The organism is Streptomyces caniferus, assembly GCF_009811555.1.
Classification (GTDB): Bacteria; Actinomycetota; Actinomycetes; order Streptomycetales; family Streptomycetaceae; genus Streptomyces; species Streptomyces caniferus.
Genome location: NZ_BLIN01000005.1, coordinates 2,319,038 through 2,344,425, shown reverse-complemented (window position 1 = coordinate 2,344,425; position 25,388 = coordinate 2,319,038). Strand labels below are relative to the sequence as shown.

The 25,388-nt window shown below is 73.0% G+C and carries 31 protein-coding genes; 24 read left to right on the top strand and 7 right to left on the bottom strand.

The window, feature by feature from the left end; genetic code table 11:
- Positions 1-26: 26 nt before the first annotated feature.
- Positions 27-851 carry an ABC transporter permease gene (locus Scani_RS26910; RefSeq protein ID WP_159480401.1) on the top strand — a complete coding sequence of 275 codons (825 nt, stop codon included), beginning with the start codon at positions 27-29 and terminating at the stop codon, positions 849-851.
- Between the two features lie 68 nt (positions 852-919).
- Positions 920-1,567: an ABC transporter permease gene (locus tag Scani_RS26905; RefSeq protein WP_159480400.1), complete on the top strand. Its 648-nt coding sequence runs from the start codon at positions 920-922 to the stop codon at positions 1,565-1,567.
- 51 nt (positions 1,568-1,618) lie between these two features.
- Here Scani_RS26905 and ybaK read toward each other — a convergent pair whose 3' ends face one another.
- The 3 genes from ybaK to Scani_RS26890 all read right to left on the bottom strand — a co-directional run bounded on the left by ybaK (position 1,619) and on the right by Scani_RS26890 (position 5,160).
- Positions 1,619-2,113: a Cys-tRNA(Pro) deacylase gene (gene ybaK, locus Scani_RS26900; protein ID WP_159480399.1), complete on the bottom strand. Its 495-nt coding sequence runs from the start codon at positions 2,111-2,113 to the stop codon at positions 1,619-1,621.
- Between the two features lie 34 nt (positions 2,114-2,147).
- Positions 2,148-2,894: an LON peptidase substrate-binding domain-containing protein gene (locus Scani_RS26895; protein ID WP_159480398.1), complete on the bottom strand. Its 747-nt coding sequence runs from the start codon at positions 2,892-2,894 to the stop codon at positions 2,148-2,150.
- Positions 2,895-3,558: 664 nt separating this feature from the next.
- The gene (locus Scani_RS26890) at positions 3,559-5,160 is read right to left on the bottom strand and encodes an oxidoreductase (RefSeq protein ID WP_159480397.1); all 1,602 of its coding nucleotides are present in this window, start codon (positions 5,158-5,160) and stop codon (positions 3,559-3,561) included.
- A 264-nt stretch (positions 5,161-5,424) separates the two neighbouring features.
- Here Scani_RS26890 and hisD point away from each other — a divergent pair, with 264 nt between their 5' ends.
- The 11 genes from hisD (at position 5,425) to Scani_RS26840 (ending at position 12,460) form a co-directional block, all read left to right on the top strand.
- Positions 5,425-6,747: a histidinol dehydrogenase gene (gene hisD, locus Scani_RS26885; protein WP_159480396.1), complete on the top strand. Its 1,323-nt coding sequence runs from the start codon at positions 5,425-5,427 to the stop codon at positions 6,745-6,747.
- A gap of 26 nt (positions 6,748-6,773) precedes the next feature.
- On the top strand, positions 6,774-7,892 hold the full coding sequence (locus Scani_RS26880; RefSeq protein ID WP_159482392.1) for a histidinol-phosphate transaminase: 1,119 nt from the start codon (positions 6,774-6,776) through the stop codon (positions 7,890-7,892).
- Positions 7,889-8,482 carry an imidazoleglycerol-phosphate dehydratase HisB gene (hisB, locus tag Scani_RS26875; protein WP_030085936.1) on the top strand — a complete coding sequence of 198 codons (594 nt, stop codon included), beginning with the start codon at positions 7,889-7,891 and terminating at the stop codon, positions 8,480-8,482. Before Scani_RS26880 ends, hisB begins: the two co-directional genes overlap by 4 nt.
- 85 nt (positions 8,483-8,567) lie before the next feature.
- Positions 8,568-8,732, top strand: coding sequence for a CG2302 family histidine operon protein (locus Scani_RS40070; RefSeq protein ID WP_167538140.1), 165 nt, complete (start codon positions 8,568-8,570; stop codon positions 8,730-8,732).
- Positions 8,723-9,379, top strand: coding sequence for an imidazole glycerol phosphate synthase subunit HisH (gene hisH / locus Scani_RS26870; protein WP_159480395.1), 657 nt, complete (start codon positions 8,723-8,725; stop codon positions 9,377-9,379). Before Scani_RS40070 ends, hisH begins: the two co-directional genes overlap by 10 nt.
- Positions 9,379-10,110 carry a bifunctional 1-(5-phosphoribosyl)-5-((5-phosphoribosylamino)methylideneamino)imidazole-4-carboxamide isomerase/phosphoribosylanthranilate isomerase PriA gene (priA, locus tag Scani_RS26865; RefSeq protein ID WP_159480394.1) on the top strand — a complete coding sequence of 244 codons (732 nt, stop codon included), beginning with the start codon at positions 9,379-9,381 and terminating at the stop codon, positions 10,108-10,110. The genes hisH and priA overlap by 1 nt, the downstream gene beginning before the upstream one ends.
- Positions 10,111-10,131: 21 nt before the next feature.
- Entirely contained in the window at positions 10,132-10,539 is a 408-nt protein-coding gene (locus tag Scani_RS26860; RefSeq protein ID WP_159482391.1) for a Rid family hydrolase, read from the top strand.
- On the top strand, positions 10,536-11,300 hold the full coding sequence (gene hisF, locus Scani_RS26855; protein ID WP_159480393.1) for an imidazole glycerol phosphate synthase subunit HisF: 765 nt from the start codon (positions 10,536-10,538) through the stop codon (positions 11,298-11,300). Before Scani_RS26860 ends, hisF begins: the two co-directional genes overlap by 4 nt.
- 26 nt (positions 11,301-11,326) lie before the next feature.
- Complete coding sequence (locus tag Scani_RS42235; protein WP_159480392.1) at positions 11,327-11,596, top strand: SH3-like domain-containing protein; 270 nt, start codon at positions 11,327-11,329, stop codon at positions 11,594-11,596.
- Positions 11,586-11,873, top strand: coding sequence for an SH3-like domain-containing protein (locus tag Scani_RS42230; RefSeq protein ID WP_159480391.1), 288 nt, complete (start codon positions 11,586-11,588; stop codon positions 11,871-11,873). The genes Scani_RS42235 and Scani_RS42230 overlap by 11 nt, the downstream gene beginning before the upstream one ends.
- A complete protein-coding gene (locus Scani_RS26840) occupies positions 11,870-12,460 on the top strand; it encodes a nitrile hydratase subunit alpha (protein WP_159480390.1) in 591 nt (196 codons plus the stop codon). The genes Scani_RS42230 and Scani_RS26840 overlap by 4 nt, the downstream gene beginning before the upstream one ends.
- 1 nt (position 12,461) lies before the next feature.
- Here Scani_RS26840 and Scani_RS26835 read toward each other — a convergent pair whose 3' ends face one another.
- The 3 genes from Scani_RS26835 to Scani_RS26825 are packed head-to-tail and all read right to left on the bottom strand — an operon-like array spanning position 12,462 to position 15,980.
- Positions 12,462-13,205: a succinate dehydrogenase/fumarate reductase iron-sulfur subunit gene (locus Scani_RS26835; protein WP_159480389.1), complete on the bottom strand. Its 744-nt coding sequence runs from the start codon at positions 13,203-13,205 to the stop codon at positions 12,462-12,464.
- A complete protein-coding gene (locus Scani_RS26830) occupies positions 13,202-15,223 on the bottom strand; it encodes a fumarate reductase/succinate dehydrogenase flavoprotein subunit (protein ID WP_159480388.1) in 2,022 nt (673 codons plus the stop codon). Before Scani_RS26830 ends, Scani_RS26835 begins: the two co-directional genes overlap by 4 nt.
- A 1-nt stretch (position 15,224) precedes the next feature.
- Entirely contained in the window at positions 15,225-15,980 is a 756-nt protein-coding gene (locus Scani_RS26825; protein ID WP_159480387.1) for a succinate dehydrogenase cytochrome b subunit, read from the bottom strand.
- A 95-nt stretch (positions 15,981-16,075) separates the two neighbouring features.
- Here Scani_RS26825 and Scani_RS26820 point away from each other — a divergent pair, with 95 nt between their 5' ends.
- Entirely contained in the window at positions 16,076-17,053 is a 978-nt protein-coding gene (locus Scani_RS26820) for a LysR family transcriptional regulator (RefSeq protein WP_246296174.1), read from the top strand.
- A 9-nt stretch (positions 17,054-17,062) separates the two neighbouring features.
- The gene (locus tag Scani_RS26815) at positions 17,063-17,695 is read left to right on the top strand and encodes a TIGR03085 family metal-binding protein (RefSeq protein WP_159480386.1); all 633 of its coding nucleotides are present in this window, start codon (positions 17,063-17,065) and stop codon (positions 17,693-17,695) included.
- A 46-nt stretch (positions 17,696-17,741) separates the two neighbouring features.
- On the opposite strand, the gene Scani_RS26810 is transcribed toward Scani_RS26815, so the two are convergent.
- The gene (locus Scani_RS26810) at positions 17,742-17,885 is read right to left on the bottom strand and encodes a hypothetical protein (RefSeq protein WP_159480385.1); all 144 of its coding nucleotides are present in this window, start codon (positions 17,883-17,885) and stop codon (positions 17,742-17,744) included.
- A 33-nt stretch (positions 17,886-17,918) separates the two neighbouring features.
- Between Scani_RS26810 and hisI the strand changes: the two genes are divergently transcribed.
- From hisI to trpA, 9 genes are all read left to right on the top strand, one after another.
- On the top strand, positions 17,919-18,308 hold the full coding sequence (gene hisI / locus Scani_RS26805) for a phosphoribosyl-AMP cyclohydrolase (protein ID WP_159480384.1): 390 nt from the start codon (positions 17,919-17,921) through the stop codon (positions 18,306-18,308).
- Between the two features lie 11 nt (positions 18,309-18,319).
- The gene (locus Scani_RS26800) at positions 18,320-19,864 is read left to right on the top strand and encodes an anthranilate synthase component I (protein ID WP_159480383.1); all 1,545 of its coding nucleotides are present in this window, start codon (positions 18,320-18,322) and stop codon (positions 19,862-19,864) included.
- Between the two features lie 193 nt (positions 19,865-20,057).
- Positions 20,058-20,723, top strand: coding sequence for a TIGR02234 family membrane protein (locus tag Scani_RS26795; protein ID WP_159480382.1), 666 nt, complete (start codon positions 20,058-20,060; stop codon positions 20,721-20,723).
- Between the two features lie 85 nt (positions 20,724-20,808).
- Positions 20,809-21,054: an HGxxPAAW family protein gene (locus Scani_RS26790; protein ID WP_086716840.1), complete on the top strand. Its 246-nt coding sequence runs from the start codon at positions 20,809-20,811 to the stop codon at positions 21,052-21,054.
- A 167-nt stretch (positions 21,055-21,221) separates the two neighbouring features.
- Positions 21,222-21,668 (top strand): DUF2752 domain-containing protein, encoded by a 447-nt coding sequence (locus Scani_RS26785; RefSeq protein WP_159480381.1) that lies wholly within the window; start codon positions 21,222-21,224, stop codon positions 21,666-21,668.
- Positions 21,669-21,852: 184 nt separating this feature from the next.
- The gene (trpC, locus tag Scani_RS26780; protein WP_152105231.1) at positions 21,853-22,662 is read left to right on the top strand and encodes an indole-3-glycerol phosphate synthase TrpC; all 810 of its coding nucleotides are present in this window, start codon (positions 21,853-21,855) and stop codon (positions 22,660-22,662) included.
- A 181-nt stretch (positions 22,663-22,843) separates the two neighbouring features.
- A complete protein-coding gene (gene trpM, locus Scani_RS42225; RefSeq protein WP_371872436.1) occupies positions 22,844-22,972 on the top strand; it encodes a tryptophan biosynthesis modulator TrpM in 129 nt (42 codons plus the stop codon).
- Positions 22,973-23,210: 238 nt separating this feature from the next.
- Positions 23,211-24,497: a tryptophan synthase subunit beta gene (trpB, locus tag Scani_RS26770; RefSeq protein WP_159480380.1), complete on the top strand. Its 1,287-nt coding sequence runs from the start codon at positions 23,211-23,213 to the stop codon at positions 24,495-24,497.
- Positions 24,494-25,312 carry a tryptophan synthase subunit alpha gene (gene trpA, locus Scani_RS26765; protein ID WP_159480379.1) on the top strand — a complete coding sequence of 273 codons (819 nt, stop codon included), beginning with the start codon at positions 24,494-24,496 and terminating at the stop codon, positions 25,310-25,312. The genes trpB and trpA overlap by 4 nt, the downstream gene beginning before the upstream one ends.
- The last annotated feature ends 76 nt before the right edge of the window (positions 25,313-25,388 follow it).

Here is a 25,388-nt window from a genome sequence, read left to right as displayed (position 1 = left end):
GGCAGCGAGGAAGGCTTGGTGACACGGTGAGTGTGGTTCCCGCGCAGGCGGTGGCCGGGGCGGTCCCGGGCACGAGCGGGGCGCGGCCCGAGGAGGCCGCCCCGCTGGCGCCGCGCGCCCGTCTGGTGCCCGCGCTGGTCGCCGTCTACCGTGCCCAGCTCTCCCGGGCCCGGGTCGCACGGATCCCGCTGCTGTTCGTCGCCACCTTCCAGTCCATCGGGATCATGGTCCTGCTGCGCGGGGTGGTCGACGGCGGGGACGCGGCCCGGTCCGTGGTCTCCGGCTCCAGCGTGCTGGTCGTCGCCTTCGTGGCGCTCAACCTCCTCGCCCAGTACTTCGGCCAGCTGCGGGCCGGCGGCGGGCTCGACCACTACGCCACGCTGCCGGTGCCGCCGGCCGCCGTGGTGCTCGGCGCCGCCGCCGCGTACGCCTCCTTCACCGTGCCGGGGACGGTGGTCACCGCGGTCACCGGCTGTGTGCTCTTCCAGCTGCCGATGGCCCACCTGTGGGTGCTGGCCGCCGTGCTCCCGCTCGCCGGGGCGGCACTGGCCGGTCTCGGCGCGGCCCTCGGCCTGCTCGCGCCCCGGCCCGAACTCGCCACGCTCTGCGGCCAGTTGGGCATGTCCGCGGCGCTGCTGCTGGGGGTGCTGCCGGCCGAGCGGATGCCCGAGGTGATCGGCTGGGCCCGCGATCTGCTGCCCTCGACCTACGGCGTGGAGGCGCTGGCGCGCAGCTTCGACCCGCATCCCGACTGGGTTGCGGTCGGCGCCGACCTGGGGGTCTGCGCGGCCGTGGGAGTGCTCTCGCTGGCCGTCGCCACATGGGCGTACCGCCGGGCGGCGTCCCGATGACGGGCGCCACCACACCGAACGGCCGTCCTGCTTCGGGTCCCACCAGCCCCACCTGGCACGATGACGGGGTGACCGCACCGCTGACGCCACCCGACAACCAACCGCCCGACGAGCCGCAGCACCCCGAGGCCGCGCCCGTCGCCGACCACGGCGGCCTCGGCGGCCCCGAGCTGGCCCGTGAGCTGCGCGAGGGCGCACTGATCGCGCTCGTGGTCGCGGTGAGCGGCGTACTGCTCGGCGTGCTGTGGAACTGGCTCGCGCCGCACATCCCGCTGATCGCGGACACCCGCAACGTCTATCTCAAGAACACCGAGGGCGAGGAGGCGATCGGCGCGGACGGCACCTTCGTCCTGCTGTCCCTCGGCTTCGGCGTGCTCACCGCCGCCGCGGTCTTCCTCTTCCGCCGGCGCGGCGGGATCCCGCTGGTCGTGGCGCTGGTCGTGGGCGGGCTGCTCGGCGCCGTGCTGGGCTGGGTGACGGGCATGTGGCTGGGCCCCACGCCGGACGTGGCCGCACACGCCAAGCAGGTCGGCCCCGGGGTGACCTTCGACGGCCCGCTGCGGCTGCAGGCCAAGGGCGCGCTGCTGGCCTGGCCGATCGGCGCGATGCTCACCCAGCTCGCACTGACCGGGCTGTTCGGGCCGCGCGACCCGGAGCCGGAGGCGCCGCACTGGCCCGGGGACGAGCCGACGCCGCAGCCGCCCGCCGCGGACTGACCTGCGCAGACGTACGGGGCGGCCGGTCCTCTGGTCGCCCCGCCGTGCGTTTCAGCCGCGGGCGATCGGCGCGAGGTGCGCCCCCGTGAGCGCCACCAGATCCTCCGGCGACAGCTCGACCTCCAGCCCGCGCCGCCCCGCCGACACACAGACCGTCGCCCGGCCCTCGGCCGAGGCGTCCACGACCGTGCGCAGCCGTTTGCGCTGCCCCAGCGGCGAGATCCCGCCCAGGACGTAGCCCGTGCTGCGCTCGGCCGCCGCCGGATCGGCCATCGTGGCCCGCTTGCCGCCCACCGCGGCCGCCAGCGCCTTGAGGTCCAGCGACCCCGACACCGGGACCACGGCGACCGTCAGGGTGCCGTCGACGTCCGCCAGCAGCGTCTTGAACACCTGGTCGGGCGCGACACCGAGGGCCTCGGCGGCCTCCTCGCCGTACGACGCGGCGGCCGGGTCGTGCGCGTAGGCGTGCGTGGTGAACGCGACGCCCGCCGCGGTGAGGGCCGCCGTGGCAGGCGTGCCGACGGATTTCCTGGACTTCTTCGCCACCGTCTTCGTGCCTCGCGTGGGTCGGGCCGGTCGGTCAGTTGGGGCTGGTCGGCTGCCGGGTCAGGTCCACCGCCGGCAGCGACGGGAGCTTACCGAGCAGCGCCGACTCCTGGCGAAGCAGTTTCAGCTCCTGCCCCAGCCGGGACGCGGTGTCCGGCGCCTCCAGCAGCCGCTGCTTGGCGGGGACGTCCAGCACGGCCGCGGCAGCGACGAGGTACGACAGCACCGACGGGTCGGCCGGCAGGTCCTGTCCGCTCGACAGGGTCCGCTCGTTCGCCCAGGCCAGCCGCTTCTGGTAGGTGCGGAAGGCCCGTACGACGCCCGAGGCGAGCGCGCCCGCGCCCTCCCCGTCGCCGTCCTCCAGCTCCTCCAGCTCGCCGGTCAGATACGGCCCCGAGGTGTCCACCGACAGCAGCCGGAAGCGGGTGGTGCCGGTGGCGAGGACCTCGTAGCCGGTGTCGTCGTCGGACGACTTCTCCCGGATGGTCGCCGCGTCGGCGATACAGCCCACGGCGTGGAACGCCTGCATGGGGTCGTCGCCGAAGCCCGCCGTGGGGCCCTCGGCGGAAGGCAGCGTGGCGTCCGGCATGCCCTGGGCGGTGGCGGCGACCTCGCGGCCGTCCCGGATCGCGATCACGGCGAAGCGGCGGTCGTCCTCGGGCACCGCGCTCAGATCGCGCATCATCGCCCGGTACCGCGCCTCGAAGACGTTCAGCGGGAGCACGAGGCCCGGGAACAGCACCGAGTTCAACGGGAAGAGCGGTAGGCGCACGGAGGTCACAGCCCGTAAGCCTAGACGCTGCGCTCTGCTGTGTTCCCACGTGGTCGGGAATCCCGTCGTTGTGGTTGCGACTGGCTTTGCTTCCCACGTTGTCGGCTGTCCCGTCGTGGGGGTTGCGCTTGGCTTTCCTTCCCACGTTGTCGACTGTCCCGTCGTGGTGGTTGTTCGCCGTTGCGCCTGCGGCGGGCGGGGTCCGCTGCGCGGGGCTGTGGGTGCGGTGACGGACCTCCGGGGCCTGGTGTGTGGACTGCTTCGCTTTACGTCCACACACCAGGCCCCTCCGGCCCGTCCCCTCCCGTGGGGGAATGAAGTGACGGTGAGTGGGGGCGGGCCAACCGTAAGCCGCTTCTCTGCGACCCACGAGCCGCACTGGACCACCGACCTGCAGCCCCACCCACGTTTTTCCTTCCCACCCACGGGAGGGGGCGGGTCGGAGCGGGTGGGGGTGTCCGGACGTAAAGCGAAGCAGTCCGGACACCCCCACCCGCGCAGGCCCGTCACCGCACCCGACAGCCCCGCGCAGCGGACCGGCCCGCCGCAGGCGCAACAGCGAGAAAGCCAAAAGTGAGCCGAGGCAAAGCGCAGCGGCCGGCACCGCGTTAGCGGGCGGGCAACGGCGAGCAACCACCACGGCGCGAAAGACAAAAACGTGGGAAGCCTCAACCTACTGCCTGCGCAGCAATCGCGACGCGCCCGCCGCGACCGTCGTGGCCAGGACCCAGCCCGCCAGGATCAGGAGGGCGGCCGCCCACTGTGCGCCGCCCTCCGGCTTCCAGGCGGCTCCCTGGTTGAGGTCGATCACCGGCAGCAGCAGGTCCAGGGAGTAGAGGTACGGGTTCCAGGGGGGCGCCTCGCCCGCCTTGAGGGGCGGGGGCGGGGACATCGAGAAGTAGACCGTGCCGATCGCCCACAGGATGGCCATCCACACCGCGGCCCGCCCCGGGCGGTAGCCGTAGGCCACCGTCCAGTCCTGGAGGAACCCCCAGGCCTTGGCCGCCAGCGGCAGCGTCTCGCGGCGCCGCCGCTGCTTGGCCAGCAGCACCTCGCGGGCGTCGGAGTCCTCGCCGGTGGTGCGCAGCGAGGTGGCGAGCATCTCGTACGGCTCGGGCGCGTACTCCGGGGTCGCCGCGGCCACCCACTGCAGCCGCATCGCCAGCGGGAAGGGGCCGCGCGGGATCAGCGTCTCGTACGAGAAGCCCGCCATCCACAGTCCGCCGAGCCCCGGCCAGCTCGCCGACTTGTCGATGAGGTTGACGACCCGGGCACCGGAGAGGATCACCCGGCCGCGCTGCGGGCGCTCGCCGAGGAAGCGCAGCTCGGGCGTCTGGATGCGGCGCAGCGACAGCTCCTGGTCGGACTCCATGACGAACCGGGCGTGCTCGAAGTCGACCGCGTCGCCGAACCGCCCGTCGTCCAGCCGCATCCCGCCCTCGCACTCGAAGCGCTGCATACGGGTGCCGCGCGAGGGGGTGTGCGCGATGCCGTACGGGGGCGTGGCGGTGCTGGAGAACGGCGAGTTGGCCAGGCCCGCCGCGGTCAGATGGAGGGTGCGCTCGACGGTCAGCTGCGGGGCGTTCAGCGCCCGGCGGCCGAAGGGGTTGCTCAGCCGGCTGCCGCGCAGGCTCAGCGACCCGCCGATGGTCGCGCCGCGCAGCGACAGCTCGCCGTAGGACTCGGTCATCTCGGCCTGCAGGTCCTGGGCGACGGTCATCCCGTCCGCCATGATCGACCGGCCCTGCCGGTCCTTGTGCACCACGGTCTGGTTGAGCATCAGGTCCGTGCCGATGTGCGCGTCGCTGAGCCGGATGCCGGAGTGCACCACGCAGCGCGGCAGATGGAGATCGCCCTCGGTGTGCAGCCGGGCCGCCTCCAGCCGGGGTATCGCACAGTTCACCATCCGCAGCGTGGTGAACCGGCTCTCCGGCAGCACCACCTCGGCCTCGAAGCGGCAGTCCCGCAGCTCGACGAATGGCTTGATCGTGCCGCCCGCAAGGTCGAGAGTGTCCGTGATGTACGCGCCGGTGAGCTGGAGCGCGGAGACCCGGCCCGGCTGCGGCGGCGGCCCGTCGAGCAGCAGCAGCGCCACGACCCGGGCCCGCACCCGGCGCTCCGGGCCCCACAGATGCTGTCCGTGCGGATCGTCGCGGGCCGGGTCGCCGATGTGCAGGTCGCAGGTGCTGCCGTTGCGGAAGGCCTGCCACATGCTCCATTCCGCCGTGGTCAGCTGCAGGTCGGCGGGCGCGTCGCCGTCCCCGGGCTCGGTCACTGTGGTTCCCCCTTGTGTCTCCCGTGGTGTGTCGCAACCTGTTCGGACGCACTTCGTGCACGGGTCGTGAGGCGTCCCACAGGCGTCCCCGTACGCCGTCACGTGGCCCTTGCCCGCCCCGTGACTGCTTGAACACGCGTGGTCAGGGCCAACTCCGGTCAACTTCCGGGGGCCGGGTGACGGCGGGTGGGGAGCGTGTGCCGCTGTGTATCACTGAGTGATACGGCCGCATGGGCCCATGAGCGGGTCTGAGACACTGGGAGGGTGATCTCCCGAATCGATCTGCGCGGTGACGCCCTCCCCGAGGGCGGCGCCCTGCGCGACCTGCTGCCCCGTGCCGAGTTCGACGTGGAAGCCGCCCTGGAGAAGGTGCGGCCCATCTGCGAGGACGTGCGCCATCGTGGCACCGCGGCGCTGATCGATTGTGCGCGGCGGTTCGACGGCGTCGAGATCGAGCGCGTACGGGTGCCCGCGGAGGCACTGCGCAGCGCCCTCGAGGAGCTGGACCCGGCCGTGCGCGCCGCCCTGGAGGAGTCCATCCGGCGCGCCCGGATCGTCCACCGCGAACAGCGCCGCACCGACGTCACCACCAAGGTCGTCCCCGGCGGCACGGTCACCGAACGCTGGGTCCCCGTCGAGCGGGTCGGCCTCTACGTCCCCGGCGGCCTCGCGGTCTACCCGTCGTCCGTGGTCATGAACGTCGTCCCGGCGCAGGAAGCGGGCGTCACCGGCATCGCCGTCAGCTCCCCGCCGCAGAAGGAGTTCGGCGGCCGGCCGCACCCGACCATCCTCGCCGCCTGCGCCCTCCTCGGCGTCGACGAGGTCTACGCCGCCGGCGGTGCCCAGGCCGTCGCGATGTTCGCGTACGGCACGGAGGAGTGCCTGCCGGTCAACCTCGTCACGGGCCCCGGCAACATCTACGTCGCCTCCGCCAAGCGCCTCCTCAAGGGCCGGATCGGCATCGACGCCGAGGCCGGGCCCACCGAGATCGCGGTCCTCGCGGACGCCACCGCCGACCCCGAGCACGTCGCCGCCGACCTGATCAGCCAGGCCGAGCACGACACCCTCGCCGCTGCCGTGCTGGTCACCGACTCCGCCGAGCTCGCCGACGCCGTCGACGCGGCCCTCAAGCGGCAGGTCGCCGCCACCAAGCACATCGAGCGGATCACCGAGGCGCTGGGCGGCCGGCAGTCCGCGACCGTCCTCGTCGACGGCATCGACGAGGGCCTCCGGGTCGTGGACGCCTACGGCGCCGAACACCTGGAGATCCAGACGGCCGACGCCTCCGCCGTCGCCGCCCGGGTCCGCAACGCCGGCGCGGTCTTCGTCGGCCCCTGGGCCCCGGTCTCGCTCGGCGACTACTGCGCCGGGTCCAACCACGTCCTGCCCACCGGCGGCTGCGCCTGCCACTCCTCCGGCCTGTCCGTGCAGTCCTTCCTGCGCGGCATCCATGTCGTGGACTACTCGCGCGACGCGCTGGCCGAGGTCACCCACCATGTGGTGACCCTCGCCGAGGCCGAGGACCTCCCGGCCCACGGCGCCGCGCTGAAGGCCAGGTTCGACTGGAAGGTCCCACAGAGCAAGTGAGCAGGCACGTGACCCGTAACCCCGCCGTGTCCCGCATCGACCGGCTCCCCATCCGGGACGAGCTGCGCGGCAAATCCCCCTACGGCGCGCCGCAGCTGGACGTCCCGGTGCGCCTGAACACCAACGAGAACCCCTACCCGCTGCCCGAGCCGCTGGTCCGGCGGATCGCCGAGCGGGTGACCGAGGCCGCCCGCGAGCTCAACCGCTACCCCGACCGGGACGCGGTCGAGCTGCGCACCGAGCTGGCCCGGTACCTCACCCGCACCGGCGGCCACGAGGTCGCCACCGACCAGGTCTGGGCCGCCAACGGCTCCAACGAGGTCATCCAGCAGCTGCTGCAGACCTTCGGCGGCCCCGGCCGCACCGCCCTCGGCTTCGAGCCGTCGTACTCCATGCACGGGCTGATCTCCCGCGGCACGGGCACCGGCTGGATCTCCGGCCCGCGCAACGACGACTTCACCATCGATGTCGAGGCGGCCACCCGCACCATCGCCGAGCAGCGGCCCGACGTGGTCTTCATCTGCTCGCCGAACAACCCCACCGGCACCGCCGTCGGGGAGGCGACCGTGCTCGCCCTCTACGAGGCGGCGCAGGCGGCCCGTGCCGACGGCGCCGGCGCCCTGGTCGTGGTCGACGAGGCCTACGGCGAGTTCAGCCACCGGCCCTCGCTGCTGCCGCTGATCGAGGGCCGGCCGAATCTGGTGGTCTCCCGGACCATGTCCAAGGCCTTCGGCGCCGCCGGGCTGCGGCTGGGCTACCTCGCCGCCGACCCCGCCGTGGTCGACGCGGTGCAGCTGGTCCGGCTCCCGTACCACCTCTCGTCCGTCACCCAGGCCACCGCGCTCGCCGCGCTGGAGCACACCGACACGCTCCTGAAGTACGTCCAGCAGCTCAAGGCCGAGCGGGACCGCCTGGTCACCGAGCTGCGGGCGGCCGGCTGTCAGGTCGTCGACTCCGACGCCAACTTCGTGCAGTTCGGCCTCTTCGAGGACGCGCACGCCACCTGGCAGGCGATCCTCGACCACGGCGTGCTGGTCCGTGACAACGGCGTACCGGGCTGGCTGCGGGTCACCGCCGGCACCCCGGCCGAGAACGACGCGTTCCTCGACGCGGTTCGCGCAGTACTGAAGGAGAGCAAGCGATGACCCGCGTAGGACGCGTGGAGCGCACGACCAAGGAAACGTCCGTGCTCGTCGAGATCGACCTCGACGGCAGGGGCGAGGTGGAGGTGTCGACCGGTGTGGGCTTCTACGACCACATGCTCGACCAGCTCGGCCGGCACGGCCTGTTCGACCTGAAGGTCAAGACCGACGGCGACCTGCACATCGACACCCACCACACCATCGAGGACACCGCGCTGGCCCTGGGCGCCGCCTTCAAGCAGGCCCTCGGCGACAAGTCCGGGATCTACCGCTTCGGCAACTGCACCGTCCCCCTGGACGAGTCGCTCGCCCAGGTGACCGTGGACCTCTCCGGCCGCCCGTACCTGGTGCACACCGAGCCGGAGAACATGGCGCCGATGATCGGCTCCTACGACACCACGATGACCCGGCACATCTTCGAGTCCTTCGTCGCCCAGGCCCAGATAGCGCTGCACATCCACGTCCCGTACGGCCGCAACGCCCACCACATCGTGGAGTGCCAGTTCAAGGCGCTGGCCCGGGCCCTGCGCTACGCCAGCGAACGCGACCCGCGCGCGGCCGGGATCATCCCCTCCACCAAGGGAGCCCTGTGAGCGAGGCACGCGCGGCCGCCGGGCCGCGGACGACGACGCCCGCTGCTCTGCGCGGCGCGGGCGCAGAAGCAGACCGGAGGGTGCAGTGAACGGCCTGTCCACCGTTTTCATCCTTGTCGGGCTCTTCCTCCTCGGCGGTGTCTACTCGTTCTGGAAGCAGCAGCTGCCCAAGGGCCTGATCGTGCTGCTGTCCGTCGGTTCGGCGCTCTGCCTGCTCGCCGGCGTGCTGCGGCTGGAGGTATGGAATTGACCCCCTCGGCATGTCCTAAGAACGTCGTCGTCTTCGACTACGGCTTCGGCAACGTCCGCTCCGCCGAGCGCGCCCTGGCACACGTCGGCGCCGAGGTGGAGATCACCCGCGACTTCGACCGGGCGATGAACGCCGAGGGCCTGCTGGTCCCCGGCGTCGGCGCGTTCGCCGCCTGCATGGCCGGGCTCAAGGAGGCCCGCGGCGACTGGCTCATCGGACGCCGGCTGGCCGGCGGGCGCCCCGTGATGGGCATCTGTGTGGGGATGCAGATCCTCTTCGGCCGCGGCATCGAGCACGGCGTCGAGACCGAGGGCCTGGACGAGTGGCCCGGCACGGTCGGCCCGCTCAAGGCCGACGTCGTCCCGCACATGGGCTGGAACACCGTCGACGCCCCCGAGGACTCGCGGCTCTTCGCCGGGCTGCCCGCCGACGCCCGCTACTACTTCGTGCACTCCTACGCGGTGCACGACTGGGAGCTGGAGGTCGGCAACCCGCACCTCACCGCGCCGGCGGTCACCTGGGCCACGCACGGCGAGCGGTTCGTGGCCGCGGTCGAGAACGGCCCGCTGTGGGCCACCCAGTTCCACCCCGAGAAGTCCGGCGACGCCGGTGCCCAGCTCCTGACCAATTGGATCGAGACCCTGTAATGCCGAACGCTTCGAAGCTCGAACTCCTCCCCGCCGTGGACGTCCGCGACGGCCAGGCCGTCCGCCTGGTGCACGGCGAGTCCGGCTCCGAGACCTCCTACGGCGACCCGCTGGAGGCGGCTCTCGCCTGGCAGCGGGCCGGCGCCGAGTGGCTGCACCTCGTCGACCTGGACGCGGCCTTCGGCACCGGTGACAACCGGGCGCAGATCGCCGAGGTCGCCCGCACCATGGACATCAAGGTCGAGCTGTCCGGCGGCATCCGGGACGACGACACGCTCGCCGCGGCCCTGGCCACCGGCTGCCGCCGGGTCAACCTCGGCACCGCCGCGCTGGAGACCCCCGAGTGGGTCGCCAAGGTCATCGCCGAGCACGGCGACAAGATCGCGGTCGGTCTGGACGTCCGCGGGACGACGCTGCGCGGCCGCGGCTGGACCCGCGACGGCGGCGACCTCTACGAGACGCTGGCCCGCCTCGACTCCGAGGGCTGCGCCCGCTACGTCGTCACCGACATCAACAAGGACGGCACCCTCCAGGGCCCCAACGTCGAGCTGCTCCGGAACGTCTGCGCGGCCACCGACCGGCCCGTGGTCGCCTCCGGCGGCGTCTCCTCCCTCGACGACCTGCGGGTGCTGGCCTCGCTGGTACCGGAAGGTGTCGAGGGCGCGATTGTCGGCAAGGCGCTCTATGCGAAGGCGTTCACCCTCGAAGAGGCGCTGGCAGCAGTGTCGTAACGGCGAACGAAAGGCCGCATGATGACCATCGAGCGCGTACGGACCGACAATCCCTGGGAAGAGAAGCTCGGCTTCGCACGCGCCGTGGCGGCCGGCGACCGGGTCCTGGTCGCCGGCACGATGCCACTGGTCGACGGCGTCCTGCAGGGTGAGGGCGACCCCTACGAACAGACCAGGGCCGCCTTCACCAACGCACTGGCCGCGCTCAAGCCGTTCGGCCTCGGGGCCGACGCGGTCCTGCGCACCCGTGTGTACCTCACCCACCTGCGCGATGTGGACGCGGCCGGCCGCGCCCACCGGGAGCTCTTCGCGGCACAGCCGCCCGCCTCGACCCTGGTCGTGGTCTCCGGCTTCGTCGACTCCCGTGTGCTGGTGGAAGTAGAACTGGAAGCCTTCCGAGAACTGTCAGAGAGGCCTGAACCGACATGACCCTGGCGGTCCGAGTCATCCCTTGCCTGGACGTCGACAACGGCCGGGTCGTCAAGGGCGTCAACTTCCAGAACCTGCGCGACGCGGGCGACCCGGTGGAGATGGCCAAGATCTACGGCCAGGAGGGCGCCGACGAGCTGACCTTCCTCGACATCACCGCCTCCTCCGGCAACCGCGAGACCACCTACGACGTGGTCCGCCGCACCGCCGAGCAGGTCTTCATCCCCCTCACGGTCGGCGGCGGCGTGCGCACCCCCGGGGACGTCGACAAGCTGCTGCGGGCCGGCGCCGACAAGGTCGGCGTCAACACCGCCGCGATCGCCCGCCCCGACGTGATCCGGGAGATCGCCGAACGCTTCGGCAGCCAGGTCCTGGTCCTCTCGGTCGACGCCCGCCGCACCGACGCCGGGACCCCGTCCGGGTACGAGGTCACCACCCACGGCGGCCGCCGCGGCACCGGCATCGACGCCGTGGAGTGGGCCCACCGCGCCGCCGAACTGGGCGCCGGCGAGATCCTCCTGAACTCCATGGACGCCGACGGCACCAAGGACGGCTACGACGTCGAGATGATCGGGGCCGTCCGCAAGCACGTCACCGTCCCGGTGATCGCCTCCGGCGGGGCGGGCCGGCTGGACGACTTCGCCCCGGCCGTCGCGGCCGGCGCCGACGCGGTCCTGGCCGCCTCCGTCTTCCACTTCGGGGACCTGCGCATCTCCCAGGTCAAGGACGCCCTGCGGGGGGCGGGCCACCCCGTGCGCTGACCGGCTCGCGCCCGTAGGCTCGCCCCATGAGCCGTGTCAACGATGTGGGTGGCCAGGCCGGGTTCGGGGCGCTGGAGATCGAGGCGGACGAGCCGGCGTTCCACGCCGACTGGGAGGCGCGGGTGTTCGCACTGAACTCCGCGCTGGTACGCAACGGTGTCTACCGCCTCGACGAGTTCCGGGACACCGTCGAGCGGATGGCCCCGCAGGAGTATCTGGCGGCGTCGTACTACGAGCGGTGGCTGTACGCGATCGAGAAGCTGGTGGCCGAGCGGGGGCTGCTCGGTGACGCCTGAGTTCCGGGCGGGGGAGCGGGTGCGGGTGCGCGCCGTCGACCCCGTGGGGCACACCCGGGTGCCGCGGTACGTGCGCGGCCACGTGGGGCGGATCGTCGAGTGCCAGGGCCGCTGGGCGCTGGCCGACGACCGCGCGGCGGGGGTCGCCGAGCCGCGGGTCGAGCCCGTCTACACCGTGGCGTTCGCCGCGGGTGATCTGTGGGGCGCGGGCGGTCACGAGGTCACGGTCGACCTCTGGGAGTCGTACATCGAGCGGGTGCGGAGGGACGGGTCATGAGCGGCGAGCACACGAGTGTGCCGGTGGCGGCGCGGGTCAGGCGGCTGGAGGAGCGGCTGATCGAGGCCGGTGTGGTCGGGCAGGCGCAGCTCGACGAGGCGCTCGGCGCGATGCTGAAGGGCGCCTCGCCGGTCAACGGGGCGCGGATCGTGGCGCGGGCCTGGTGCGACGCGGGCTTCCGGGAGCGGCTGCTGACCGATGCGAACGCGGCGCTGCCCGAGGTGGGGCTCTCGATGGCGGGCGGCATCCAGGAGCAGCGGCTCAAGGTCGTCGAGAACACCGCCGGTACGCACCACGTCCTGGTGTGCACGCTGTGTTCCTGCTATCCGGTCGGACTGCTGGGGCCGTCGCCGTCCTGGTACAAGAGCGAGGCCTACCGCTCGCGGGTGGTGCGCGAACCGCGCGCCGTGCTGGCCGAGTTCGGGCTGGAGCTGCCGGACGACACCACGATCCGGGTGTGGGACTCCAGTGCGGAGAGCCGCTACATGGTCCTGCCCCGGCGGCCCGAGGGCACCGCGGGCCGGAGCGAGCCGGAGCTGGCCGCGCTCGTCACCCGGGAAGGGCTCATCGGGACCGCCGCGGTCTGACTCAGCGCCCCTTGCGCGCGGCCCGGACGAACTCACGGTTCATCGTGGCGATGCTGAAGAGGGGAATCCCCTTGGGGCAGGCGGTCGCGCACGCCCCGGTGTTGGTGCAGCCGCCGAAGCCCTCGGCGTCCATCTGCTCCACCATGTCCAGGACGCGGCTCTCCCGCTCCGGGGCGCCCTGGGGAAGGGAGTTGAGGTGGACGACCTTGGCGGCCGTGAAGAGCATCGCCGAGCCGTTGGGGCAGGCCGCCACGCAGGCGCCGCAGCCGATGCACTCGGCGTGCTCGAAGGCGGTGTCGGCGGCCGGTTTGGGCACGGCGGTGGCGTGTGCCTCGGGGGCGGCGCCGGTCGGGGCGGTGATGTAGCCGCCGGAGCGGATGATGCGGTCGAAGGCGGAGCGGTCGACGACCAGGTCCTTGACGACCGGGAAGGCGGCGGCGCGCCAGGGTTCGATGTCGATGGTGTCGCCGTCCCGGAAGGACCGCATGTGCAACTGGCAGGTGGTGGTGGGCTCGGGGCCGTGCGCCTCGCCGTTGATGACGAGCGAGCAGGCGCCGCAGATGCCCTCACGGCAGTCGTGGTCGAAGGCGACCGGATCGTCGCCGGCCAGCAGGAGTTCCTCGTTGAGGGTGTCGAGCATCTCCAGGAACGACATGTCCTGCGAGACGTCCTCCACCCGGTAGGTGGACAGGGCACCGGGGGCGTCGGCGTTCCGCTGGCGCCAGATGCGCAGGGTGAGGTTCATGCGTAGCTCCGCTGGGTGGGGTGGACGTACTCGAAGACCAGGTCTTCCTTGTGCAGGGCGGGGGCCGCGCCGGTGCCGGTGAACTCCCAGGCGGCCGCGTAGGAGAACGCGTCGTCCCGGCGGGCGGCCTCGCCGTCCGGGGTCTGCGACTCCACGCGGAAGTGGCCGCCGCAGGACTCGGCGCGGTGCAGGGCGTCGAGGCACATCAGCTCGGCGAGCTCCAGGTAGTCGACGATGCGGTTGGCCTTCTCCAGGGACTGGTTGAACTCTCCCCCTCGCTTCGCGGGGGGTGCCCCCACGCCGGTGCCGGGCACCTTGATGCGGCGCCAGAACTCGTCGCGGATCTGCGGGATCCGGTCGAGGGCCTTGCGCAGCCCCTCGTCCGTGCGCGCCATCCCGCAGTACTCCCACATCAGGGCGCCGATCTCGCGGTGGAAGGAGTCGGGGGTGCGGTCGCCGTCGACGGCCAGCAGCCGCGCCAGGCGCGCCGTGGTCTCCTCGATGGCCGCGGCCGCCGCCGGGTGGCCGGCGTCCACGTCGTCGGCGAGCGGATGGCGGGCAAGGTAGTCGTTGATGGTCGACGGGAGGACGAAGTAGCCGTCGGCGAGGCCCTGCATCAGGGCGGAGGCGCCGAGGCGGTTGGCGCCGTGGTCGGAGAAGTTGGCCTCCCCGATGGCGAACAGGCCCGGGACGGTGGTCTGCAGGTCGTAGTCGACCCACAGGCCGCCCATCGTGTAGTGCACGGCGGGATAGATCCGCATCGGCACCTCGTACGGGTCCTCTGCGGTGATCCGGGCGTACATGTCGAAGAGGTTGCCGTACTTCTGCTCGACCGCGGCCCTGCCCATCCGGGCGAGGGCGTCGGCGAAGTCGAGGTACACGCCCTGGCCGCCCGGCCCGACGCCGCGGCCCTCGTCGCAGACGTTCTTGGCGGCGCGGGAGGCGATGTCGCGGGGGACGAGATTGCCGAAGGAGGGGTAGAGGCGCTCCAGGTAGTAGTCGCGCTCCTCCTCGGGGATGCGGCCGGGCGGGCGGACGTCGCCCTTGGCCTTCGGGACCCAGATACGGCCGTCGTTGCGCAGCGACTCGCTCATCAGCGTGAGCTTGGACTGGTGCTCGCCGGTGCGCGGGATGCAGGTGGGGTGGATCTGGGTGAAGCAGGGGTTGGCGAAGTACGCGCCCCTGCGGTGCGCCCGCCAGATCGCGGTGGCGTTGGAGTTCATGGCGTTCGTCGACAGGTAGAAGACGTTGCCGTAGCCGCCGGACGCCAGGACCACCGCGTCCGCGAAGTGGCTGTCGATGCGGCCGGTGACCAGATCGCGGGCGACGATGCCGCGGGCCCGGCCGTCGACGACGATCAGGTCGAGCATCTCGGTGCGGGCGTGCAGGCGGACCGTGCCGGCCGCGATCTGCCGGGAGAGCGCCTGATAGGCGCCGAGCAGCAGTTGCTGCCCCGTCTGGCCGCGGGCGTAGAACGTGCGGGAGACCTGGACCCCGCCGAAGGAGCGGGTGTCGAGCAGCCCGCCGTACTCGCGGGCGAACGGCACGCCCTGGGCCACGCACTGGTCGATGATCTCGACGGAGATCTGCGCGAGCCGGTGCACATTGGACTCCCGGGCCCGGAAGTCGCCGCCCTTGACGGTGTCGTAGAAGAGCCGGTGGACGGAGTCGCCGTCGTTGCGGTAGTTCTTCGCGGCGTTGATCCCGCCCTGGGCGGCGATGGAGTGCGCCCGGCGCGGGGAGTCCTGATAGCAGAACTGCTCGACGTGGTAGCCCTGTTCGGCGAGTGTGGCACCGGCCGCGCCGCCCGCGAGTCCGGTGCCGACGACGATGACGGTGTGCTTGCGGCGGTTGGCCGGGTTGACGAGCTTCGCCTCGAAGCGGCGGCGGTCCCAGCGCTCGGCGACCGGCCCGCCGGGGGCCGCCGCGTCGGCGACGGGCGCACCGGTCGTGTAGTCGGCGTAACCGCCGTACGGCGTCGTACCGGCGGTCGGGGTCGGATCGGCGGTCGAAGTCATGTCAGCTCACTACTCCGGTCATCACGGAGACGGGGACGGCGAGGAAGCCCGCGGTCAGGACGGCGGCGAGCGCGTTCGCGAGGGCCTTGAGCATCCGGTCGCGGCCGGGCCGGTTGGCGCCCAGCGTCTGCGCGGCGCTCCAGAAGCCGTGCCGGACGTGCAGGCCCAGGGCGAGCATCGCCACGACGTAGACGGTGTTGCCGTACCAGGTGGAGAAGGACGCCACCACGTTCGCGTACGGGTGGCCGGCCTCGGCGCGCGGATTCACCGTCAGCGTCGTCAGGTCCAGCAGGTGCCAGACGAGGAAGAGACCGAGGATGACCCCGCCCCAGCGCATCGTCCGGGCGGCATAGCTCGCGCGCCGGCGCCGCAGGAGGCGCGGCGCCGGGCGCCCCGGCCCGGGGCGGTGGCCGGGCGACGGGCGGGCGTAACCGGTCGGCCGGGCGGCGAGGTCCCGGCGGCTGAGCTGGTAGGCGGCCACCGCGTGCACCACGACCGCGGCGACCAGCACCACCCGCGCGATCCACAGGAACCACTCGTGGTGCAGGAACGGCTCGCCGATGGTGCGCAGCCAGGCGGCGTACCCGTCGAAGTCCGCCGCCCCGAAGAAGATCTTGAGGTTGCCGAGCATATGGACGACCAGATACAGCAGCATCACGAGGCCGCTGACGGCCATCGCGGTCTTCTTGCCGACGGTCGAGCGCCACAGGAGGCCCGCGAAGGACGGCCGTCGGTCCGTCCGTGTGTCCAGTGCCATGGGTCCCGACGGTAGGGACCGGCCCCGTCATCAGTCCAAGACATGGTCCGGCTCATCTCCATAGGCGATGCCTATCACCGCCTACCATTCCTGGTATGCAGCTGCAGCAGCTCCGCTACTTCGCCGCCGTGGCCGACACCCGGCACTTCACCCGCGCCGCCGAGCGCGAACACGTCGCCCAGCCCTCGCTCTCCCAGCAGATCCGTTCGCTGGAGCGGGAGTTGGGTGCGGAGCTGTTCCACCGTGCCCGCGGCCACATCACCCTCACCGACGCCGGCGAGACGCTGCTGCCGTTCGCCCGGCGCATCCTCGCCGATGCCGAGACCGCCCGCCGCGAGGTCCAGGAGGTCGCCCGGCTGCGCCGCGGGCGGCTGCGCCTCGGCGCCCCGCCCAGCCTGTGCGCCAGCCTCGTCCCCGACGTCCTGAGGGCCTTCCACGCCGCCTATCCGGGCGTGGAGCTGCTCGTGACCGAGGACGGCTCGCAGGACCTCGTCCGGGCGCTGGCCGACGGCGCGCTGGACCTGGCCCTGGTCATCACCCCGCTCCCGGTCCAGGCCCCCGCCCTGACCACCTCCGACCTGCTGCGCGAGGAACTCGTCGTGGTCTCCGCACCCGACCGCCCGGCCCCCGTCGGCCGGCGCGCCCGCATCCGGGTCGAGGACCTGCGGGGCCGCCCGCTGGCCATGTTCCGCCGCGGCTACGACCTGCGGGAATTCACCACCGCGGCGTGCCGGGCGGCCGGCTTCGAGCCCACCTTCACCGTCGAGGGCGGCGAGATGGACGCGGTCCTCGGCTTCGTCCGGGCCGGGCTGGGCGTCGCCGTGGTCCCCAGCATGGTCGCCGCACGCTCCGGCCTGCGCGTCACCCGCTTCTCGACGCCCGGTATGCACCGCGTGGTGTCCGTCGCCCACCGCGGCGACGTCTCCCCGCCGCGCGCCGCCCGGGAGCTGGAGCGCATCCTGCTGGACCACCCGGAGGCGGGCGGGTCCTTAAGCGGGGACGGCCCCGCCGGGCGGGGGAGTCCGGACGGTGCCGGGCGCGGCCCCGTGGCAGGCGGCGGTGGCCGGTCGTAGGCTGGCCGCATGTCGACCCATGCGAAGCGTGAACGGCTCCTCCTCGCCGACCTGTTGGAGAGCGCCGGCCCCGAGGCGCCGACGCTGTGCGAGAACTGGAGCGCGCGGGATCTGGCCGCACATGTGGTGGTGCGCGAGCGGCGCGCCGACGCGGCCGGCGGAATCCTCGTCAAGCCGCTGGCCGCACGGCTGGAGCGGGTGCAGGCGGAGTTCGCCGGCCGGCCGTACGAGGAGCTGATCCGGCTGATCAGGACCGGGCCGCCGCGGATGTCGCCGTTCGCCCTGAAGCAGATCGACGAGGCGTCCAACACCGTCGAGTTCTATGTGCACGCCGAGGACGTACGGCGGGCCCGGCCGGACTGGAGTCCGCGGGAGCTGGACCCCGTCTTCGCGGACGTCCTGTGGTCCAGGATCGAGCGGATGGCCCGGGTGCTGGGCCGCAAGTCGCCGGTGGGCCTGGTGCTGCGGCGCCCGGACGGGCGCACGGCGGTGGCCCACCGCGGCACGCCCGTGGTCACGGTCGTCGGCGAGCCGGGCGAGCTGACGCTTTTCGCCTTCGGCCGGCAGGACGTCGCCGAGGTGGAGCTGGACGGCGACAAGGAGGCCATCGAGCGGCTGCGGGCGGCGAAGCTGGGGGTGTGACCCCGGAGTCCCCGAAGGCCCCGTGGGGGCCGGCCCCGCCGCCGTCTCACGAGTGGAAGACCACCACCGCGACGACCACGCCGACCACCACCGCCGCCAGGAACACCGCTCCCAGCACCCGCGCCGCCACTCGCGCGGCGCGGTCCGGGTCCGGCGGCGGTGGTGGCACGGGCGGCTGCTGATGATGCATATCTGCAGGATGCCGCACGGCACAATGGACACCATGAGCAGCCGCGCCTCCACCCCGGACACCACCCCCGCCCTGGACCCCGCCATCGCCGCCCGCCTCAAGCGCGGCGCCGACGGCCTGGTCCCCGCCATCGCCCAGCAGTACGACACCGGCGAGGTGCTGATGCTCGGCTGGATGGACGACGAGGCGCTGCGCCGCACCCTCACCACCGGCCGCTGCACGTACTGGTCCCGCAGCCGCCAGGAGTACTGGGTCAAGGGCGACACCTCCGGCCACGTCCAGCACGTCAAGTCGGTGGCGCTGGACTGCGACGCGGACACCGTCCTGGTCCGGGTCGACCAGGTCGGTGCCGCCTGCCACACCGGCGACCGCACCTGCTTCGATGCGGATGTACTGGCCACCGGGCCCGGCCGGGACCAGTAGGCTCCGCTGCCATGACCACGGGAACCACCGGCACCGCCACTCCGGACCTCGACAGCTTCCGCACCCTCGCCAAGGACCGGCGGGTCATCCCCGTCACCCGGCGCCTGCTCGCGGACGGCGACACACCGGTCGGGCTCTACCGCAAACTCGCCGCCGAACGCCCCGGCACCTTCCTCCTGGAGTCCGCCGAGAACGGCCGTACGTGGTCGCGCTACTCCTTCATCGGCGTCCGCAGCGCCGCCACCCTCACCACCCGCGACGGACAGGCGCACTGGCTCGGCACCCCGCCCGTCGGCATGCCCACCGGCGGCGACCCGCTCGAAGCGCTGCGCACCACCGTCGAGGCGCTGCACACCCCCCGCGACCTCATCGAGGGCGAGGGACTGCCGCCGTTCACCGGTGGCATGGTCGGCTACCTGGGCTACGACATCGTGCGCCGTCTGGAGAAGGTCGGCGAGCAGACCGAGGACGACCTCGGACTGCCCGAGCTGACCATGCTGCTCACCTCCGACCTCGCCGTCCTCGACCACTGGAACGGCACGGTCCTGCTGATCGCCAACGCGATCAACCACAACGACCTCGACACCGGGATCGACGAGGCCTACGCGGACGCGGTGGCCCGCCTGGACGCCATGGCCGACGACCTCTCCCGTCCCGCGCCCGCCAGTGCGGCCGCGCTGCCGCCGTCCGAGGTCCCGCCGTACACCGCCGAGTGGGGCGGCCCCTCCTTCCAGGAGGCCGTCGAGGACATCAAGGAGCGCATCCGGGCCGGCGAGGCCTTCCAGGTCGTGCCCTCCCAGCGCTTCGAAACCCCCTGCACGGCCAGCGCGTTGGACGTCTACCGGGTGCTGCGGGCCACCAACCCCAGCCCGTACATGTACCTCTTCCGCTTCGAGGGCTCCGAGGACGGTGCGCGGCCGGCCTTCGACGTCGTCGGCTCCAGCCCCGAGGCGCTGGTGAAGGTCGAGGACGGCCGGGCCATGGTCCACCCCATCGCCGGCACCCGCCCGCGCGGCGCGACGGTCCAGGAGGACCAGGCCCTCGCCGACGAGCTGATGGCCGATCCCAAGGAGCGCGCCGAGCACCTGATGCTGGTCGACCTGGGCCGCAACGACCTGGGCCGGGTGTGCGAGCCGGGCAGCGTTGAGGTCGTCGACTTCATGTCCGTCGAGCGCTACAGCCATGTGATGCACATCGTCTCGACGGTCACCGGCCGGGTGGCCGAGGGCCGCAGCGCCTTCGACGTGCTCACCGCCTGCTTCCCCGCGGGCACGCTCTCCGGCGCCCCCAAGCCCCGCGCCCTGCAGATCATCGAGGAGCTGGAGCCGACCCGGCGCGGCCTGTACGGCGGCTGTGTCGGCTATCTCGACTTCGCCGGCGACTCCGACACCGCCATCGCGATCCGCACGGCCCTGCTGCGGGACGGCACCGCCTACGTCCAGGCGGGCGCCGGCGTGGTCGCCGACTCCGACCCGGCGGCCGAGGACACCGAGTGCCGCAACAAGGCGGCCGCGGTGCTGCGGGCGGTGAACACGGCCAATCACCTGGGGACGTAGTGCGCCGAGGGTGGTCCACCGGGCGGGACCACCAACGGCTCCTGCCCCGGTTCACCCCGTCGCGGGGTGCCCCGAGTGCCCAACAAGGCGGCCGCGGTGCTGCGCGCCGTGAACACCGCCAGCCACCTGGGCCGGTAGCCGGCCGGTACCCCGCGCGCCGGTCGCCGCCGGCCGGTGCGCGATAGTGGTACGCGTGAGTGCCGTACCCCAGACCCCTGCCGAGACCGAGTCCTCGGCCGCGCCCGGGCCCCCGCAGGCCCGGCCCGCGTCCCGCGCGAAGCGCAGTCTCGCCCTGGCGCTGCCGGCCGGCGCGGTCGGCGCCGCCCTGGCGCTGCTGGCCTCCGGCCGTACCTGGGCCGAGGGCACCGCGGTGCTGGCCCAGGGCGAGCTGCCGCGCAGCGTGACCGGTGCCGATGTGACCGGTGTGCCCGGCGCGCTGGCCGTCGTCGGCCTGGCCGCGCTGGTCGCCGTCTTCGCGGTGCGCCGGGCCGGCCGGATCGCGGTCGCCGGTCTGCTCGCGCTCAGCGGCGTGGGCATCGTCGTCGCCGCGGTGCTGGGCAACTCCGACACCTCGGCGCTGCGGGAGAAGGCCGCCACCGCGGTCGGTCTGACCGGAGCCGATGTGCATCACGTCACGCACACCGGATGGCCGTGGGTGGCCGCCGCCGGCGGTCTGCTGCTGCTGCTCGCCGGGCTGCTGGCGCTCGCCCAGGGGCGCCACTGGCCCGCCATGTCGGGCCGGTACGAGCGCACGCCCGGCGGCGCCCGCGGCCCGCGGCGCGCTCCGGCCGCGCCCGATCTGGACCGCCCGGAGGAGATCTGGAAGTCCCTGGACCGTGGTGAGGACCCCACCCGGTAAAAAGGCCCCGCCCGGCATCGGTGACAATGGGCGCTGAGGATCACCGCGCCCCGACCCCGGCGCGAGAGAGCAACGAGGAGCATTCATGTCGAGCAGTGGCCACGGACACACCCCCGCCGCCTGGACCGGCGTCATCATCTCGTTCATCGGCTTCTGCGTCTCCGGAGCCTTCATCGTGCTGGCGAACGTGCCCGGCTTCTGGGCCGGCATCGTGCTGATCGGCCTCGGTGCCGTGGTCGGCGGTCTGATGCGTGCGGCGGGCCTGGGCCAGGAGCCCAAGCGCTCGGCCAAGCCGCGTCCCCAGGCGCAGGCGCAGCCGCAGGAGGGCTGAGCTCCCGCTCGTGTGGCGCCGCGGCCCGGCGCCACCCTCGTGGCACCCCTCGAAGGCGCCGCTTCCCGGCCCGTACGCACCCGTGGTGCCGTACCCGCCGTCCGTGCCCCATTCCGTACGGCGGCCGAGAAGCTGCGCCTTTGCGCGTACGGCCGCACAATCGGCACGTGAGCGAACCCGCGGCACGGCACCGGCCCGAAGCCCGACTCCACGGCGGCCTGCCCCGCCGTCTCGCGGCACCCCTGGGCGTCCTGGCCGCCGCCACCGCCGCCTTCGCCTGGCTCGGCGCCGTGGACCCGAACGAGCCCGGCCACTACCCGGTGTGCCCGCTGCTGCACCTCACCGGTCTCCTCTGCCCGGCCTGCGGCGGCCTGCGCAGCGCCCATGCCGTCGCCCACGGCGATCTCGTCGCGGCGCTCGGCGCCAACGCCCTCGCGGTGGCCGGATACGCCGCCTGTGCGGTCCTCTGGGCCCGCTGGCTGGGCCGGGCGGTGCGCGGACGCCCCACGGCGGGTCCGCGGCCGCGAGCGGCCCACTGGTGGGCCCTGGGCGGTCTGCTGCTGGTCTTCACGCTCGTCCGCAACCTCCCCTTCGGCAGCGGGCTGGCACCGTGACCCGCCGGCCGTGCGCCGCCGCCGCGCATCCCACCACGCGACCCCGAGATGTCCAGGTCGTGGGACCGGAGTCCACCGGATGTGAGACCTGCCTCCCCTGGCGGATACCATCGGAGTGCCGGACGGGACGGTTCGTCCCCCAGGCCACTGTCCACCTCCACCGCTCAAGAAGGAGGCCGCTCGCGTGAGTGTGCTCGACGAGATCATCGACGGCGTCCGCGCCGACCTCGCAGAGCGGCAGGCGCGCGTCGGCCTCGACGAGCTCAAGGAGCGGGCCCAGAAGGCGCGCCCCGCCAAGGACGGCGTCGCGGCGCTGAAGGGCGAGAGCGTCACGGTGATCTGCGAGGTCAAGCGCTCCAGCCCCTCCAAGGGCGCGCTCGCCGCGATCGCCGACCCGGCCGGCCTGGCCGCCGACTACGAGGCGGGCGGCGCGGCGGTCATCTCCGTGCTGACCGAACAGCGCCGGTTCGGCGGTTCGCTGGCCGACCTGGAGGCCGTCCGCGCCAAGGTCGACATCCCCGTCCTGCGCAAGGACTTCATCGTCACCGCCTACCAGCTGTGGGAGGCCCGTGCCTACGGCGCCGACCTCGCGCTGCTGATCGTCTCCGCGCTGGAGCAGGAGGCGCTGGTCTCGCTGATCGAGCGCGCCGAGTCGATCGGGCTGACGCCGCTGGTCGAGGTGCACGACGAGGAAGAGGTCGCCCGCGCGGTGGACGCCGGCGCCAAGATCATCGGCGTCAACGCCCGCAACCTGAAGACCCTGGAGGTCGACCGCGGGAACTTCGCCCGGGTCGCCCCCGAGATCCCCGACCACATCGTCAAGATCGCCGAGTCCGGGGTGCGCGGCCCGCACGACCTGATCGCGTACGCCAACGACGGCGCGGACGCGGTGCTGGTCGGCGAGTCGCTGGTGACCGGCAAGGACCCCAGGACCGCGGTCGCCGACCTGGTCGCAGCGGGCTCCCACCCGGCGATCCGGCACGGCCGGTCCTGAGCGCCCGGGGACGGCACACACCGACATGAGCGCCACCGCCGCAGACAGCCGCTGCCAGGTCCGGGTTCCGTACCCGGGCCCGGCCGGTGTGCGTACCGCGGCGGCGGCCACCCACGTGGGCCCGGCGCCGGTCCGCGGCGTCTGCGCCGCCCACCGCAGCCCCGCCCCGCAGCGCTGTGCGCTGCCCCCGTGGCACCGAGGCTGCCGGGCGCCCGCGCGACGGGTCCACGGACGCAGGGTCAGGTACCACATCGGATCCGAGCCGGGACAGATCAACGGCAGGCGATGGCGACCGGGGTCCGCGCGCTGACGCGTCGGCCCCGTTCCGGCGCCGGGCCGCTTCGGGCCACGGCGGTCCGCTGACCGCCGGCCGGCGGCGTCCTTCCCGACGACCGCCGGTCCGCACCCGACCGTCCGCGGAACCGGTTCCTGCCGTTTCCGTGGTGGCGGCACCCGCACCGCGCGCCCCATACCGTGTTGCCCGATCCCGCATGTCTCCGACACAACCGGACTTCCGGGGCAGCCGCCCCGGCCTAGGAGTGCGTCTGATGTCCTCCGATTTCTTCCTTCCCGACCCCGAGGGGCGCGTGCCCAGCGCCGAAGGCTATTTCGGTGCCTTCGGCGGCAAGTTCATCCCCGAGGCGCTGGTCGCCGCGGTCGACGAGGTCGCCGTCGAGTACGAGAAGGCCAAGGCGGACCCCGCGTTCGCCGCCGAGCTCAACGACCTGATGGTCAACTACACCGGGCGCCCCAGCGCGCTCACCGAGGTGTCGCGCTTCGCCGAACACGCCGGCGGGGCCCGGGTGTTCCTCAAGCGCGAGGACCTCAACCACACCGGCTCACACAAGATCAACAACGTGCTGGGCCAGGCGCTGCTCACCAAGCGGATGGGCAAGACCCGGGTCATCGCCGAGACCGGCGCCGGCCAGCACGGCGTGGCCACCGCCACCGCCTGCGCGCTGTTCGGCCTCGAATGCACCATCTACATGGGCGAGATCGACACCCAGCGGCAGGCGCTCAACGTCGCCCGGATGCGGATGCTCGGCGCCGAGGTCATCGCCGTGAAGTCCGGCAGCCGCACCCTCAAGGACGCCATCAACGAGGCCTTCCGCGACTGGGTGGCCAACGTCGACCGCACCCACTACCTCTTCGGCACCGTCGCCGGACCGCACCCGTTCCCCGCGATGGTGCGCGACTTCCACCGCGTCATCGGCGTGGAGGCCCGCCGCCAGATCCTGGAGCGCGCGGGCCGTCTGCCCGACGCGGCCGTCGCCTGTGTCGGCGGCGGCTCCAACGCCATCGGCCTCTTCCACGCGTTCATCCCGGACGCCGGCGTACGGCTCATCGGCTGCGAGCCCGCGGGCCACGGCATCGAGACCGGAGAGCACGCCGCCACGCTGAGCGCCGGCGAGCCGGGCATCCTGCACGGGTCCAGGAGCTATGTCCTCCAGGACGAGGAGGGCCAGATCACCGAGCCGTACTCCATCTCGGCCGGTCTCGACTACCCGGGCATCGGGCCCGAGCACGCCTACCTCAAGGACAACGGCCGCGGTGAGTACCGTGCCGTCACCGACGACGCCGCGATGCAGGCGCTGCGCCTGCTCTCGCAGACCGAGGGCATCATCCCGGCCATCGAGAGCGCGCACGCCCTGGCCGGGGCACTGGACCTCGGCAGGGAGCTCGGCCCGGACGGACTGATCGTCGTCAACCTGTCCGGGCGCGGCGACAAGGACATGGACACCGCCGCCCGGTACTTCGACCTGTACGACACGGACGCCGCCGTCGAGGCGGACACCGCCACCGCCGACGCGGAGATCGAGGGGGACGTCAAGTGAGCGGGAACATCAAGCTGTTGGGCGACACCCTCGCCGCCGCGAAGGCCGAGGGCCGGTCGGCCCTGATCGCCTACCTGCCGGCCGGGTTCCCGACCGTCGACGGCGGCATCGAGGCGGCCAAGGCCGTCTTCGAGGGCGGCGCGGACGTCGTGGAGATCGGGCTGCCGCACAGCGACCCGGTCCTGGACGGCCCCGTCATCCAGACCGCCGACGACATCGCCCTGCGCGGCGGAGTGAAGATCGCGGACGTGATGCGGACGGTCCGCGAGGCCCACGAGGCCACCGGCAAGCCCGTCCTCGTCATGACGTACTGGAACCCGATCGACCGCTACGGCATCGAGCGGTTCACCGCCGAGCTGGCCGAGGCGGGCGGCGCCGGCTGCATCCTGCCCGACCTGCCGGTCCAGGAGTCCGCGACCTGGCGGGAGCACGCCGACAAGCACGGCCTCGCCACCGTCTTCGTCGTCGCCCCCAGCAGCAAGGACGCACGGCTCGCCGAGATCACGGCGGCCGGCTCCGGCTTCGTCTACGCCGCTTCGCTGATGGGTGTCACGGGCACCCGCGAGTCGGTGGGCGCGCAGGCGCAGGACCTCGTACGGCGCACCAAGGCGACCACCGGCCTGCCGGTCTGCGTCGGCCTCGGCGTCTCCAACCCCGAACAGGCCGCCGAGGTGGCGCAGTTCGCGGACGGTGTGATCGTCGGCTCGGCGTTCGTCAAGCGGATGCTGGCGGCCGACGGCGATCTGGCGGACGGTCTCGACGGGATCCGCGGCCTGGCGGCCGAGCTGGCCGAGGGCGTGCGCAAGCGGACCTGAGCGGATCCGTGCGGCCGGGCCCCGGGCAGTCGGGCCCGGCGGCTGTCCCTCGATAGGGCGAACATCGGTGCGGAGG

Bases quoted from the DNA above. Each gene is read 5' to 3' on its own strand.
- hisB (WP_030085936.1), top strand. From the start codon at position 7,889: ATGACCCGCGTAGGACGCGTGGAGCGCACGACCAAGGAAACGTCCGTG.
- hisH (WP_159480395.1), top strand. From the start codon at position 8,723: ATGGAATTGACCCCCTCGGCATGTCCTAAGAACGTCGTCGTCTTCGAC.
- priA (WP_159480394.1), top strand. From the start codon at position 9,379: ATGCCGAACGCTTCGAAGCTCGAACTCCTCCCCGCCGTGGACGTCCGC.
- Scani_RS26860 (WP_159482391.1), top strand. From the start codon at position 10,132: ATGACCATCGAGCGCGTACGGACCGACAATCCCTGGGAAGAGAAGCTC.
- hisF (WP_159480393.1), top strand. From the start codon at position 10,536: ATGACCCTGGCGGTCCGAGTCATCCCTTGCCTGGACGTCGACAACGGC.
- Scani_RS42235 (WP_159480392.1), top strand. From the start codon at position 11,327: ATGAGCCGTGTCAACGATGTGGGTGGCCAGGCCGGGTTCGGGGCGCTG.
- Scani_RS26840 (WP_159480390.1), top strand. From the start codon at position 11,870: ATGAGCGGCGAGCACACGAGTGTGCCGGTGGCGGCGCGGGTCAGGCGG.
- Scani_RS26835 (WP_159480389.1), bottom strand. From the start codon at position 13,205: ATGAACCTCACCCTGCGCATCTGGCGCCAGCGGAACGCCGACGCCCCC.
- Scani_RS26830 (WP_159480388.1), bottom strand. From the start codon at position 15,223: ATGACTTCGACCGCCGATCCGACCCCGACCGCCGGTACGACGCCGTAC.
- Scani_RS26825 (WP_159480387.1), bottom strand. From the start codon at position 15,980: ATGGCACTGGACACACGGACGGACCGACGGCCGTCCTTCGCGGGCCTC.
- Scani_RS26820 (WP_246296174.1), top strand. From the start codon at position 16,076: ATGCAGCTGCAGCAGCTCCGCTACTTCGCCGCCGTGGCCGACACCCGG.
- Scani_RS26815 (WP_159480386.1), top strand. From the start codon at position 17,063: ATGTCGACCCATGCGAAGCGTGAACGGCTCCTCCTCGCCGACCTGTTG.
- Scani_RS26810 (WP_159480385.1), bottom strand. From the start codon at position 17,885: ATGCATCATCAGCAGCCGCCCGTGCCACCACCGCCGCCGGACCCGGAC.
- hisI (WP_159480384.1), top strand. From the start codon at position 17,919: ATGAGCAGCCGCGCCTCCACCCCGGACACCACCCCCGCCCTGGACCCC.
- Scani_RS26800 (WP_159480383.1), top strand. From the start codon at position 18,320: ATGACCACGGGAACCACCGGCACCGCCACTCCGGACCTCGACAGCTTC.
- Scani_RS26790 (WP_086716840.1), top strand. From the start codon at position 20,809: ATGTCGAGCAGTGGCCACGGACACACCCCCGCCGCCTGGACCGGCGTC.
- trpB (WP_159480380.1), top strand. From the start codon at position 23,211: ATGTCCTCCGATTTCTTCCTTCCCGACCCCGAGGGGCGCGTGCCCAGC.